This is a genomic window from Halomonas sp. TD01, from assembly GCF_923868895.1.
In the GTDB taxonomy this organism is placed as follows: Bacteria; Pseudomonadota; Gammaproteobacteria; order Pseudomonadales; family Halomonadaceae; genus Vreelandella.
The window spans coordinates 614886-628555 of record NZ_OV350343.1; the positions used below are offsets into that span (position 1 = coordinate 614886).

Below are 13670 nucleotides of genomic sequence, written 5' to 3' on the forward strand. Positions count from 1 at the left end.
CTTAATCAACGCTAGCCACTAGTCAAAGAGCACGATATTGAGTGCATAGCAGCATTTGATAGCACAAACGTCGGCTGAGTCGGCTCACCACTAAACGCCACGTCAATCATTGCCGCTGCAACCCGCCGTGTTGCAATAGGGCGTACCGCTTTACCCGCCGCCTGCTCTTCCAGCTTTTCAAAATCAATCACACGAAGGCTAATTTTGGAGGAAATAGCCGCCGGAAAAAACTGCGACACCGTCAACTCACGACGCATCAGTACGATGACATGGGCGAGTTCTTCTCGTTGGGTTAATTGGGTGACTAACTGTTTGCCAATAGCCCCGGTTGAACCCAATACAATTGCCGTGTCATGCATTCACAACCCTTACGGTTTCAAGTAGCCAGCAATTTTACTGCCGATATTCTTTAGGTCAGTAAGCCTTCTATTCTGAGCTATCATCAAATCGACACCTAAGCCACTACGCTTGAACCCCACCATCACGTACAGCACGATAAAAGGGCACAGCAACCTGGGAAAACAGCGCCACTCCCCAGACAAGGTTAGCCACAATGGATGGTACGTTGGGGAAGATAACGAATAGTAGCAAGGCAGTGGCGATGCCAAAGACTCTGACGCCAGCAGAGTGATAACGCCGGGTTATATCACGCCCTTCTACCGTATGCTGCAAGATCCAAAGAGCGCACAAAAAGACCACCAAACCAATATTACCGACCATGCCATAACCCAATGGATAAGGTTCCATAAACCCAACATAAACCTCGCCAGCCAACGCTACTCCAATCAGCACCGCGCTCCACATGATGACAATATGGGTAAGCCAATACGTTACTGTAAAGGATGTTTTCTGGCTTTTAGGCTGAGCATTTCCCACACAATCGAAGTAGATCCAGGCCAACGCAAACAGGGAAAAACCACCCATAATAAAGTTAACCAGCGTATCCAGCCCCACCGTACTAATACTTTTATCGCTAAGGGTAACGACCAATTTAAAGAAGCCTTCGCCTAACAAAATCAGCATCAGCAACCCGAACCGCTCCGAGATGTGGTGCAGTCGCGGACGAAAACGCTCAAAGCGCAGCGTACCTACACGCGGCATCATGTACTGCAACTGTATCAGTACAATGCCAGCGCCAAAGACCCAGTAGCCAACTGGTCGAGGTAACACAGCGGACAGGGCAAACAGCCCGGCAAGTATAAAGAAATTACGCCCCTGTTCGGCAGCTAGTGACGTTGTTTCTGCTCCCACACGCCTAGCCCGCCAGTATAGATAAGCCGTCAACGCCCGATTGAAAGCATAGCCAAGAGCGAAATAGACCCACCCACCCTCTAGAATTTCCGGAATCGCTGCCGCGATGACCATCATGGTCACTATCTGAAACGCCATAATCGTTCGGTGGGGAATGTCTGTCGAGATATATAGCGAGTTGTAGACAGAACTGTCAGCCCAGGCGAAGAAGACCGCCAAAAACATGGCTGAAAAAACCAAAAACCCATGAATATCAAGGTGGCTAGACAGGAAATTACCCAACATAAAGATGGTAACGACGTGCACTAAATCAAAAAACAGCTCTACCCAATGGACATGGTCGTTGGAATCCTCAGCATCCATGTGGTGGCGCGGTTGACGCCAGACAGGAAAATTTCTTAACGTCATTGATCATGGCTCCTGATTTGACGACCTCAACACTTGGCTCTGTAATATCGGCACTACCCAGTCTATAAATGCTTCAAGACGCCGCGTCATATGCTCACGATGTGGATACAACAAAGAGATGGGCATAGGCTCGGGTACCGTCATAGGCAGAACGTTAACCAAGCTTCCCGCATCCAGGTGATGACGCACATCGTAATGTGGGACCTGAATCAGCCCCAAACCAGCCAGTGCACCAGCAATGAGCGCTTCTGCCGTGTTCACGGTGACGCGAGCAGGAAGCAATACACTCTCTACTTGACCTCCTTGCTGATACTCCCAGCTCTCAACACTGCCTGAGATGGACGAAACGAACGCAACAATGCGGTGAGCGGATAGATCCGCAATCGTCTTAGGCATGCCAAAGCGGGCTAGATAAGCAGGGCTCGCACAATTGCACAGCGGCAAACTACCAAGCGGTCGGGCAATAAGATTACTGTCTGCCAGCTCGCCCACTCGAATCACACAATCTACTCCCTCGCCTACCAAATCAACCGCTCGATCAGTCACTCCCATTTGAATATCGATATCTGGGTATCGGTCAAGGAAGTCTGGCAGCGCAGGTACTAGCACTCGGCGGCCTAGGCGCCCTGGAACATTAATGCGCAGTTTGCCGCTGGGGCGCCCCGCTTCCGCGGGAAACGCACCTGTTAACCGCTCGTAATCCTCCAACAGTAACAGCGCCTGCTTGTACAGCAGTTGCCCCTCTTCGGTGATATCAAGCGCCCGCGTCGTCCGATTAATCAGGCGAGTTCCCAGCTTGCTCTCTAAATTTTTCACCGCTGTCGATACCGTAGAGCGAGGAATACTCAGGCTCTCCGCAGCACGGGTGAAGCTCATGCAATCCACCACACGGATAAAAACATGCAGCCTTTCCAGCCGATCCATTTCCCTCACCTTACTGTTCGTGATTCTCGACAAATGCTGTCAGTTTACGCCGGTTTATACCAATGCCCAGCCTAGCGAGAATGAATCTGCAAGCCGATGTCAATGCTCGGCGTAACAGCAAATACATTTGATCTCAAAATACCAAGAAGGTAATCAACATGGCGACATACGATTTTAAAAACAAAGTAGTGCTTATCGCTGGCGGTGCGAAAAACCTCGGCGGCCTCCTAAGCCGTGAAGTGGCTAAAGAGGGTGCGAAGGTTGTGGTGCATTACAACAGCGATGCCACCCGTGCTGACGCGGAAGAAACGGTTAATGCGGTAAAAGGCTTGGGTGGCGACGCCTACATGACCCAAGGTGACTTAACCCGGCCAGCCAGTGTAGAGGCTCTGTTTCTAGAAGCTAAAGACAAGTTCGGCGGTATCGACGTTGCCGTCAACACAGCAGGTATGGTGCTACGCAAGCCTATCATCGAGACGAGTGAAGACGAATATGACACCATGTTCGACATCAATGCCAAGGCGGCGTATTTCTTTATTAAGGAAGCAGGCAAACATCTGAATGACAATGGAAAAATTATCACTGTTGTCACTTCCCTGCTTGCAGCCTTTACTGATGGCTATTCCACTTATGCTGGTGGCAAGTCGCCCGTAGAGCATTTCACCCGTGCGGCGGCCAAAGAGTTCGCAGGGCGTGGCATTTCGGTAACCGCCGTTGGCCCCGGCCCCATGGACACTCCTTTCTTCTACGGGCAGGAAACTCCAGAACGGGTGGGATACCATAAATCCCAATCACTGAATGGGGACCTTACCAAAATCGAAGACATTTCCCCGATTATTCGTTTCCTGGCGACCGACGGCTGGTGGATTACCGGCCAAACCATCTTTGCCAATGGCGGCTATACAACGCGCTGATCAGTCAAATCGGCTGGCCGAACGCCAGCCGATTCTGCATAATTAAAACGTTATCTTGCACTGGAGGTGCATATGCATACAGTAATGATTATCTGCGCTGGCTTAGTACTCGTTGCTATTCTGGCATTTGCGGCCAGGCTGGCACCTGCTTTCCGCCCCCACTATTTCATTGTCTTTGCGGTTCTCTGGTTACTCGCTGCTTGTATCAATCTATGGGTCGGCGTAGTTCACGCAGGATACTCATTAATGTATGAGTTGCCGTTCTTTTTGATCGTTTTCTTAGTCCCCATCATCACTGCCTACCTGATTAAGAAAAAGTACCTCTGATCGCTCTCAATGAATTCAGGCTAACGGGCTTTTTCAAGCTGCTGGCGAAGCTGAAACTTCTGAATTTTGCCAGTTGCTGTGGTGGGTAGCTGCCCAAAGATGATTTTTTTAGGCGCCTTGTAATGACTGATTTGCTCGCGACAGAAGCGGATCAGGGCGTCTTCGCTAAGCTCACTGCCAGAACGCAGCTGAACGAAGGCAGCAGGAACCTCTCCCCACTTGTCATCTGTCATGGCAACAACAGCGACAAACTCTACGTCTGGATGACGCTGCACGATGTCTTCCACTTCCAGTGAAGAGATGTTTTCTCCCCCCGAGATAATGACATCCTTTAATCGATCACGGATCTTTACATAACCGTCTGGCTCTATAACAGCCAGGTCACCGGAGTGAAACCAGCCACCAGCAAACGCCTCGCGAGTGGCCGCTTCATTGCGTAGATACCCTTTCATGACGATATTACCGCGGAACATGATTTCGCCGATCGTTTTGCCATCGGCAGGGACAGGCGCCATTGTTTCCGAGTCGAGCACCGCCATCTCCTCCTGCAGTGGGTAAGCGACGCCCTGACGGCCATTAAGCCGAACCCGCTCTTCTAAGGAGCATTGCGCCCACTCAGTTTGCTTGGTGCAAACTGAGGCCGGGCCGTAAGTCTCTGTCAGGCCGTAAACATGGGTAAGCTCGATACCGATTTTTTCCATCCGCTCAAGCACGGATGCAGGCGGTGCGGCGCCAGCAATCAGCCCGTAGACTTTATGTTCAATCAGCTCACTGCGTGCCGTCGCGGCATCGGCAATCATAGAGTGAACAATCGGCGCACCACAGTAATGAGTGACGCCTTGTTCTTTGATTAACGTCAGGATGTGCTCAGGATCCACTTTACGCAAACAGACATTGGTGCCGCCAATGGCGGCCAGCGTCCATGGGAAACACCAGCCATTGCAATGAAACATCGGCAGTGTCCACAGATAGATCACGTTAGCGGGCAGCGTCCAGGAAAGCGCATTGCTGACCGCATTTAGATAAGCACCGCGATGGTGGCTAACAACACCTTTAGGGTTGCCAGTAGTCCCCGAGGTATACCCCAGCGCAATGGCATCCCATTCGTCATCGGGTAGCTGCCAGTCGTACCGAGCGGGTTGATTCGTCAGCAGTACTTCATACTCCAGGCCTCCAATCCAGCGCTCTTCGCCCTGACTCGGATCCGACACATTGATCACCTGTGGCGCTGGCCCTTCCAACTGATCAAGCGCTTTCTCAACCACATCCACGTACTCTGGGTCCACCAGCAGCAGGCGTGAGCGGCTATGTTGAAGAATGAAAGCGACGGCTTCTGGATCAAGACGGATATTGATCGCATTCAGCACCGCTCCCACCATGGGAATGCCGAAATGCGCTTCATACATGGCAGGAACATTGGGTAGCATGACAGCCACCGTATCGCCTTTATGGATACCCAGATGGGTCAACAGTGACGCCAACTGACAGCAGCGAGCATAGGTTTGCTGCCAACTATAACGCGATTCGTTATAAACCAATGCCGTCCGGTCAGGGTAGACCGCCGCCGTGCGGCGAATAAAGCTCAAGGGAGAAAGTGGCACATGGTTCGCCGCTGTTTTCTCCAGCGCTTCATTGAAATGACAAATATTACTCATGGTCTTTTCCCTTTTATTGTTAGCAATGGCTCATAACTTGGCCTTCAACTGACACGAGACGCCCTGCACCAATCGTTCATTGGCCAGGTTGTTCCCAAATGGGTTTACGCTTGTCTAAGAAGGCGTCTACTCCGTTTTGGGCATCTGGGTTAAGCATGTTTTCGGCCATTACATTACCGGCAAAGTCATAGGCATCAGCCAGACTCATCTGACGCTGAGCATGGAACATAGACTTGCCATAACGCACCGCCGCCGGACTCTTGCTCAGAATCTGCGCCACCTTATCGGCCACCGCCACGTCCAGGTCAGCGTCTTCACTGACATCACTCACCAGCCCCCACGCCATCGCCGTCTCTGCATCAATAAACTCGCCTGATATCAGCATATCGAATGCCTGTTTGGGGGCAACACAGCGCGATAACGCCACTGCAGGGGTTGAGCAGAACAGTCCAACATTGATACCTGACACCGCAAAACTTGCGGAACGGCCAGCAATGGCCAGATCGCAGCTGGCCACTAACTGACACCCCGCCGCCGTGGCCATACCTTGCACTCTGGCGATCACTGGCACCGGCAGTTTGACGATGCTCTGCATCAAGCGGCTACAGTTACGAAATAACGTTTGGTAGTAGGCTTGTTCAGGATTCGAGCGCATTTCCTTCAGATCATGACCAGCACAAAACCCACGCCCATTACTGCCAATCACTACGCAGCGCGCAGCAGGGTCGACAGCGATAGCGTCTAACTCGTGCTGCAACGCAGACAACATGACCTCCGAAAGAGTGTTGAACCTCTCCGGCCGATTCAAAGTGAGGTAGACAGCGCCTTGCTTGTCCTCCCTTAGCAGAATGTCCTGTGATGCGTTCGTGTGGTTCATTATCAACTCCCACTGGAAATGGCTGATTAAGGCAAGCAGGCTACACCGCGTTGATGGTTACCTCAGCGGTGACTGAGTTGCGTATAAAACAGCTGCTATGGGCTTTGCTGTGAATTTTATTGATGGTCTCCTGTTCCGGCACTTTATCGCCTCCAAACGTGATGCGTGGCGACAATTCAATGCGCGTAATTGCCATACCTTTCTTGTCGTTGCGCTCCAGATAGCCTTTCGGATCATCCTGATAAGACGTCACCTTAAGGCCCTGCATTTCGGCAATCGCCAGAAAAAAAAGCATGTGGCAACTGGAGACGGCGCTTATCAGCATCTGCTCCGGGTCGGCACAATTGGCATCGCCTTTAAACTCAACTGACGCAGAAACATTCACTTCCTGGCGGCCATTCAGTGCAACGATATGGTTACGCGAGTAGGTATTAGCTTCAGACTCATGAGGGGCGTGCTGCCACGTAATAGCTGCTTCATGAATGGACATAGCGATCACTCCTTGTTGTTTTATTTAATTACTGCTTAAAAAAACGAAGCTTTTATAGAAAAAGATGTATAGAAAAGGCTGTATAGAAGAACCAAGCTCGACACCTGTATCACCCCGGTTGGCGTCCGCTAGCTATTTTCAACCTCGACACCAAACTGCATCACGGTAGAACGGGGCAACTGACGTTTAACGGCACGCGTTGTATTGAGCAGTAAGCAAGCAATCGTCATCGGCCCCACCCCTCCAGGCACTGGCGTGATAGCCCCAGCAACGCCGGCAACCGCCTCAAACGCCACATCACCGATAAGTTTGCGCTTACCATCAATTTCGATAGCGTTAATACCAACATCAATCACCGTTGCGCCTGGCTTTATCCAGTCAGCATCAACGAGCTCTCTGCGACCAACCGCCGCAATGACGATATCGGCATTGCGGCACAGGGATTCAATATCCTGAGTGTGGGAGTGGACGATAGTGACGGTACAGTTGGCCTGCAAAAGCAGCATTGCCATCGGCTTGCCTACAATATTGGAGCGCCCAATCACCACAGCATGCTTACCACTCAGGTCTGGGTGGATCTGGTTGAGCATGATCATGCAGCCCTGTGGCGTGCATGGCACAAGGGTGTCTCGCCCAGCAGCAAGCGCTCCAACATTAAGAGGATGAAAACCATCAACATCCTTATCCGGGTGGATCGATGCAATCACTGCATCTTCGTTAAAATGCGCGGGTAGCGGTAGCTGAACCAGAATGCCGTGTACGTCAGCATCATTGTTCAAAGCATCGATCAATAGCTCCAACTCATTCTGGGTTATATCGGCATCCAGACGGTGTTCTCTGGAACCAATGCCCACTTCCCTCGCCCGCTTCATCTTATTTCTGACGTATACCTGGCTCGCTGGGTCTTCCCCTACGAGTACCACGGCTAGCGTAGGTACTATGCCGCTCTCAACCTTGAGCAACTCAACGTCTGAGGCTACCTGCTGCAACACCTGAATTGAGAGCGCTTTGCCATCTATTAACTGGGCCATAAGGGGTCTCACTGTTGCTATTTAAAAATCACGGTTTTATCACCCGAGAGAAAAATACGACGTTCAGCGTGAAGCTTTACGGCACGTGTCAGCGCCATAGTTTCGGTATCACGGCCTAGCGCAACCAGCTCTTCTGGATAGTAGGCGTGATCTACCGGCTGCACAGATTGTTCGATTATCGGGCCTTCATCTAGGTCAGCAGTCACATAATGTGCCGTCGCGCCGATCAGTTTGACCCCACGGTCGAACGCCTGATGATAAGGCTTGGCACCTTTGAAGCCGGGTAGAAAAGAGTGATGAATATTAATGGCGCGGCCATACAGCTGCTGACACAGCTGGTCAGATAGAATTTGCATATAACGCGCCAGGATAACCAACTCGGTATCTGTTTCATTCACCAGCTTCATCAGCTCAGCTTCTTGCGCCGATTTGTTCTCTTTGGTGACCGGCAGATAAATAAAACGGATACCCTCGCGCTCGGCGATGGGCCGCAGGTCCAAATGGTTAGATACCACTGCGGTAATTTCGATATTCAACTCACCTTTACGGTGCCGATAAAGAAGATCGAGTAAACAGTGATCAAAGCGGGATACCATTATCAAAACCCGCGCGGGCTGATCGGCCTGATACATCTTCCAGTCCAAACCAATCCGGTCGGCCAACTCAACAAACCCTGCTTGTATTTGAGCAAAAGAGACGCTGGAATTTGGCAAAATGTTGAACACGGCGCGCATGAAAAACTGTCCGGTAATTTTATCGTCGAACTGAGATAATTCGCCGATATTGCAACCGTGATCTGCCAGATATGAGGTAACACCAGAGACGATACCCGGTCCTGTTTCGCACCTAACGGTCAGAACAAAGTGATTTGTTTGATCTAAATTTTTTGTCACAACAGAAAGCCTATACAAGTAAATAATGAGATATCGTGTTGCTTAGACTCTCACTAAGGCTGCTTCTGCCTCGAAGAGAATTTAGCAACAAGCGTTCCGCGTTTATGCGCGTCTCACCCGGAATTGAGCCCCACTGGCGATTCATGTGGCGCCTCAAGTAGCGGGTCGCTCCCCGGAAACCATGGCCGCCGCTCGCGCAATACGCCGGATTTCTCAATGATGTCGGCGACCGCAGATTCCTGGCGATGAGCCATTACGTGGACGCCACTCACGCCTTGTATCTCTCGCAATTTCTGAATTAACTCGATACATATCTGACGTCCTTCCTGCTTCTGATCTTGAGCGCCTTCCAGACGTTTAATCACGGTGTCAGGAATATGCACGCCCGGCACGTGATCCCGCATCCAGTTTGCTGCGCGTGCTGATGCCAGCGGCCCAACACCTGGCAAAATAAAGCACTTTTCGAGTAGCCCAAGATCTCGTGAGCGAGCCATGAAGACTTCAAATCGAGGTAGGTCGAAGCAGTACTGCGTTTGAATGAATTGCGCACCTGCCGCAATTTTTTTAGCCAATCGATAAGGCCGAAAATCCTGCGGCGGAACAAATGGGTTTTCAGCTGCCCCCAAAAACACCTGCGGCGGATCACTTATTTTTCGGCCGCTAACGAACGCCTTTTTGTCACGCAACCCGGCGATAACCTCTAGTAAAGACATAGAGTCGAGGTCAAACACGGGCTTTGCTTCTGGATGGTCTCCTACCTGAACGCCATCCCCCGTTAGGCATAGGATATTGTTGATACCCAATGCAGCGGCACCCAACACATCGCCTTGAATGGCAATTCGATTTCTATCTCGACAGGAAACCTGCATTACCGTGTCGTAACCAACGCGTGACAACAGTGCACACATTGCCACGCTGGACATATGGCAGTTGGCACCGGAGCCATCTGTAGCATTCATGCTGTCCACGTAACCGTCAAAGACGCTCGCCCGCTCATATACATCTTCAGGGTTCGCAGAATCGGGAGGTGCCAGCTCACTGGTTACTGCAAAATAACCAGCCTTTAATACCCGCTCCAGTCGGCCGGCAGAGCTATATGACATTGGCCCTGGGACTTGACGGTCATCGCCTTTCTCGTGGTTAATCATCATGCTCACCCCGCTTATGTTGTGGCGCTTCTTCCGCCGCCTTTCGCGCCACCCGCAGCCAGGACGAGCTCCCCTGCAGACGATGATCAACCGGCAACTGAACAGCGTGTATCTCGCCGCCACCCTGCATCTTCTTACTGCCCTCCCAGGCGTCTACCCAGACACAGCGCTTATCGGGAAGCACTTCACAATTTCCGTTCTGCAAGACGCCGCCACAAGGGCCATTTCGCATGCTTTTCGGGCAGTTCATAGGGCACGACATGCCCGTAGAACTGAGCGCGCACTGGCCACACATCTTGCAATCGAACAGCAGCTCCTTAGAGAACTTTTCCAGCGTATTAACGGTTTTTTCTGCTCGCTGGTAGCCCATCCACTTCCATAGTGGCGCTAACTTGACCACCACTGGCTCGAACAGGCGATAAGTAACCTCGAAAAACCTTGCGTGGCGCACGACCCAACGACGAATGGAATACATAAAGCGCTCCTGTGACTACTATGCGAACGAGAGCAATCGCCCTCGGCCACGCGCTTGCTCTTATGCGGATACGGCGAGCTTCTTTTTGGGGTCAAAGAAAGGTTTCTCGACAACAATGGCCCGAGCTGATCCGCTGGCGGTACGCACTTCCAGCTCTGTTCCAAGCTCGGCATATTCAACCGCCACCATCGCCAGCGCAATATTCTGCTCCAGGCGCGGGGAGTAAACAGCGGAGGTTACTTTACCGATGGTTTCGCCATTGTGCTCAAGCGGCCAGAAAGAAGTGTTTGGCCCTTTCAGTGGCGCGGCGTCAATCCATAGCCCAACCTGTTTACGGCTCACACCTTGGGCCTGGATGCGCTGCAAAGCAGCTTTGCCAATAAAGTCGGCCTTCATGTCCAGGGCTACTAGACGATCCATGCCCAATTCGTAAGGGTTGGTATGCATGTCCGCATCCGCATGATAGGAAAGCATGCCACCTTCGATGCGACGGATTGACGACGTATGCCCAGGCTGCAAACCAAAGGGCCGCCCTGCTGCCATGATGGTCTCCCAGAGTTCATCTCCCCGCGAACCATCACGCAAATAGAGCTCGTAACCCAGTTCACTCGACCAGCCGGTTCGCGACACAACCAGCGGAATTCCGTTCAGCTCAACCTCGCGCAACCAGAAGTAGCGAAGATCCATGATGCTGTCACCAAACAGTACCTTCATCACGTCACCGGAGCGTGGCCCCTGTAACTGCAAAGGAGAGACATCCGGTTCGTTGATCGCCACATCCAGCTCAGAGTAAACAGCAAGCCCCTGCGCCCACAGCAACATGTCGCTGTCGGCTAACGATATCCAAAAGTGGTTCTCTGCCAGTCGAAGTAGAATCGGATCATTCAGAATACCGCCCTCGGCATTGGTCATCAGGATGTATTTACACTGACCAACGGCCATGGAGGACAAGTCGCGCGGCGTCATCATCTGCACAAATTCAGCGGCATCCGGGCCGGTAATTTCCACCTGACGCTCGGCAGCGACATCACACAAAATCGCGTCATTCACTAAATTCCAGAAGTTTTGCTCGGGATCTCCGAATGCGCGAGGGATATACATATGGTTGTAGACCGAAAACGCCGTTGCGCCCCAGCGAACGGTTGCATCAAAGTAAGGCGACTTACGAATCTGTGTACCGAAACCAAAATCGTCTTCCTTATTGATGCTAACCACTTTATTTAATGTTGCGTCTGGCATGCTAACCACCTTGTTTTTGTAGTGTTTTATATACTGGCGAACGACTAAGCGTTCGGTATATGCACTATAGGGGTACATGACGTGCCGACGCGGCCTAAAAAGCCGGTTTGAAAAGTCTGAACAGACCAAGTTTTGATGGCTTGGTAACAAGTGATAATGCAGCCTGTTTCACTCGCCATATCTAGCAGGGTGAATTGAAGAGGGTCTGGGGTTAGAAGACTAAAAGCAGTCGTGAAACTGCCGCTGGCGTTGCCTAGCGGCTTTTATCCGTCATCAGACAAGCGAGATTCAACTGGGTCGACTTTACTTCTCGGGTAGTGATATACGTCATATAACGTTCTACTCCCAACTCTGGGGCGAGAAGGCCGTCTATCACCTGCTGAAACGCGTCTAAACTTGGGGTCACAACTTTCAAGACATAATCCATGCCTCCGCCCGTCGCAATACACTCGATAATTTCATCCACTTGACTGATGTAACGCTCAAAACGCTCGAACGCCGATTTCTGATGCTCCTTAAGAGAAACAGTCACCACCACCTTAGAGGCGTTCGCGATTTGATTGAGTGCGATGTCGGCATGGTATCCGCGTATGAGCCCCGCCTGTTTCAAACGGTTAAAACGCACCCAACAGGGTGTGGGAGACAGATTGACCAACTCTGATAACTTCATTTTGCTGAGCGGGCCATGTTGTTGTAATGCGCAAAGAATGCGGATATCCGCCGCATCAATAGCAGTTTTTTTCATTAATTCTCAGCTCTAAATAAGCAGTAGCAATCGTCCGATGAATGCCAGCAAAGAATAAAGATCGCATCCTAAGTTATCATCAGCAAACTCACCGCTAGGCAACCATTTTTTAGCACATAGGTAGGCTATCAATACGTATATTTTAACGCCTCTTAGCTGCGCCTTGATCACTCTTTACGACAGAACATGTAAGGTTGGCGACAATACTGCCACTAAGTGGCATTGCTAAACATATACCGACACGGACGAAGCTATGCCAACACCATTAGCGGCGCGTTTGCAGACACTGGAAAACACCCTGCAACAGGCAAAGATCGCTTACCAGTCGCTTTCACCGATGGCGGACACCGGGCTTGCCCACGACCATGTTTGGATGCAACGCGATGGCGATGACTGGGTCGCGCGACTGCCCAAGCAGAGCCAGATGAACCTAGCACCGGCCGATAACCTGGCCTATGAAGCCGCCTGCTACGAACGCGCCAGCGAGAGTGGCCACGTGCCCCGTTTGCATGACATCTTACCCGTGAGCGACGCCCTGCCCCGTGGCGGGCTGCTGGTCGATGCCATTGAGGGACGTTTGGCGCAGCTGCCGGAAGATTTGCCGCGCATTGCCGAAACCCTGGCCAGCCTGCATCAGTTGCCCCCGCCAAGCCAACCTGCTCCTCTGCTCGCCCCCAATGACCCTTGGCAGGCCATGCTTGAGGAAGTCAGCCGCCAAGCCGAGTGGCTGGAAAAAGCCAACTTGAGTAGCGATGTTATTGCACGTGTTCGTGACGAGCTGGAAGCGCTGCCCGTCACGCTACCCGATGCCGAGCGCTGCTTGATCAGCTTTGATACACACCCTGGCAACTTTTTGATCACTGAAGAGGGACGCGCGGTGCTGGTGGACTTAGAGAAGTGCCGCTATGGCCTACCGGGTATTGATCTTGCCCACACCTCGCTTTACACCTCGACCACCTGGGACATTAACAGCCAGGCAGTGCTTACTCTGGAAGACGTCGTCGCTTTTTATCAGCGTTGGCAAGCTCATGTGGGTAAATCACCCAGCGCGGAAACACTGGTTGCCTGCCGACGTGCCACTTGGCTGTGGTCATTAACATGGTGCGCCAAATGGCGTGCCCAGCATTTGCAAAGTAAAGATGCCGAGCACCGTGGCCAGGACTGGTCAGCAGAACTCACCGATGCTGACGTCATTGCCCATGTTCGCGACCGGGTCGAGCACTATTTATCACTGCCGATTATTGAGCATGTTCATAATGAACTTCTCCACCTAAAAGCATCTCTATAACCAAC

At 51.7% G+C, this 13670-nt stretch carries 15 protein-coding genes; 3 read left to right on the top strand and 12 right to left on the bottom strand.

The genetic code is table 11. The features are described 5' to 3' along the window. Positions 1-11: 11 nt before the first annotated feature. From L1X57_RS02840 to L1X57_RS02850, 3 genes are all read right to left on the bottom strand, one after another. Complete coding sequence (locus tag L1X57_RS02840) at positions 12-359, bottom strand: hypothetical protein (RefSeq protein ID WP_009724193.1); 348 nt, start codon at positions 357-359, stop codon at positions 12-14. 103 nt (positions 360-462) lie between these two features. After that, a complete protein-coding gene (locus tag L1X57_RS02845) occupies positions 463-1659 on the bottom strand; it encodes a low temperature requirement protein A (protein ID WP_009724192.1) in 1197 nt (398 codons plus the stop codon). 3 nt (positions 1660-1662) lie between these two features. Next, positions 1663-2583, bottom strand: coding sequence for a LysR family transcriptional regulator (locus L1X57_RS02850; protein WP_009724191.1), 921 nt, complete (start codon positions 2581-2583; stop codon positions 1663-1665). 158 nt (positions 2584-2741) lie between these two features. On the opposite strand from L1X57_RS02850, the gene L1X57_RS02855 reads away from it, so the two are divergent. Continuing rightward, positions 2742-3497 (top strand): SDR family oxidoreductase, encoded by a 756-nt coding sequence (locus tag L1X57_RS02855; protein WP_009724190.1) that lies wholly within the window; start codon positions 2742-2744, stop codon positions 3495-3497. A gap of 72 nt (positions 3498-3569) precedes the next feature. Then, positions 3570-3824: a hypothetical protein gene (locus tag L1X57_RS02860; RefSeq protein WP_009724189.1), complete on the top strand. Its 255-nt coding sequence runs from the start codon at positions 3570-3572 to the stop codon at positions 3822-3824. Positions 3825-3844: 20 nt separating this feature from the next. On the opposite strand, the gene L1X57_RS02865 is transcribed toward L1X57_RS02860, so the two are convergent. From L1X57_RS02865 to L1X57_RS02905, 9 genes are all read right to left on the bottom strand, one after another. Then, on the bottom strand, positions 3845-5479 hold the full coding sequence (locus tag L1X57_RS02865) for an acyl-CoA synthetase (RefSeq protein WP_009724188.1): 1635 nt from the start codon (positions 5477-5479) through the stop codon (positions 3845-3847). A gap of 76 nt (positions 5480-5555) precedes the next feature. After that, complete coding sequence (locus L1X57_RS02870; RefSeq protein WP_039869466.1) at positions 5556-6356, bottom strand: enoyl-CoA hydratase; 801 nt, start codon at positions 6354-6356, stop codon at positions 5556-5558. 40 nt (positions 6357-6396) lie between these two features. Continuing rightward, positions 6397-6846 carry an OsmC family protein gene (locus L1X57_RS02875; RefSeq protein ID WP_009724186.1) on the bottom strand — a complete coding sequence of 150 codons (450 nt, stop codon included), beginning with the start codon at positions 6844-6846 and terminating at the stop codon, positions 6397-6399. A gap of 128 nt (positions 6847-6974) precedes the next feature. Further along, the gene (gene folD, locus L1X57_RS02880) at positions 6975-7877 is read right to left on the bottom strand and encodes a bifunctional methylenetetrahydrofolate dehydrogenase/methenyltetrahydrofolate cyclohydrolase FolD (RefSeq protein ID WP_009724185.1); all 903 of its coding nucleotides are present in this window, start codon (positions 7875-7877) and stop codon (positions 6975-6977) included. A 17-nt stretch (positions 7878-7894) separates the two neighbouring features. After that, positions 7895-8770, bottom strand: a complete 876-nt coding sequence (gene purU / locus L1X57_RS02885; protein ID WP_009724184.1) for a formyltetrahydrofolate deformylase — start codon at positions 8768-8770, stop codon at positions 7895-7897. Positions 8771-8883: 113 nt separating this feature from the next. Continuing rightward, positions 8884-9921: a methylenetetrahydrofolate reductase gene (locus tag L1X57_RS02890; RefSeq protein WP_143759770.1), complete on the bottom strand. Its 1038-nt coding sequence runs from the start codon at positions 9919-9921 to the stop codon at positions 8884-8886. Continuing rightward, positions 9911-10393, bottom strand: coding sequence for a methylenetetrahydrofolate reductase C-terminal domain-containing protein (locus L1X57_RS02895; RefSeq protein ID WP_009724182.1), 483 nt, complete (start codon positions 10391-10393; stop codon positions 9911-9913). The genes L1X57_RS02890 and L1X57_RS02895 overlap by 11 nt, the downstream gene beginning before the upstream one ends. A gap of 60 nt (positions 10394-10453) precedes the next feature. After that, on the bottom strand, positions 10454-11632 hold the full coding sequence (locus L1X57_RS02900; protein WP_009724181.1) for a glycine cleavage T C-terminal barrel domain-containing protein: 1179 nt from the start codon (positions 11630-11632) through the stop codon (positions 10454-10456). Between the two features lie 253 nt (positions 11633-11885). Further along, complete coding sequence (locus L1X57_RS02905; RefSeq protein WP_009724180.1) at positions 11886-12377, bottom strand: Lrp/AsnC family transcriptional regulator; 492 nt, start codon at positions 12375-12377, stop codon at positions 11886-11888. Positions 12378-12630: 253 nt separating this feature from the next. Between L1X57_RS02905 and L1X57_RS02910 the strand changes: the two genes are divergently transcribed. After that, positions 12631-13665, top strand: a complete 1035-nt coding sequence (locus L1X57_RS02910; RefSeq protein ID WP_009724179.1) for an aminoglycoside phosphotransferase family protein — start codon at positions 12631-12633, stop codon at positions 13663-13665. Positions 13666-13670 lie beyond the last annotated feature (5 nt).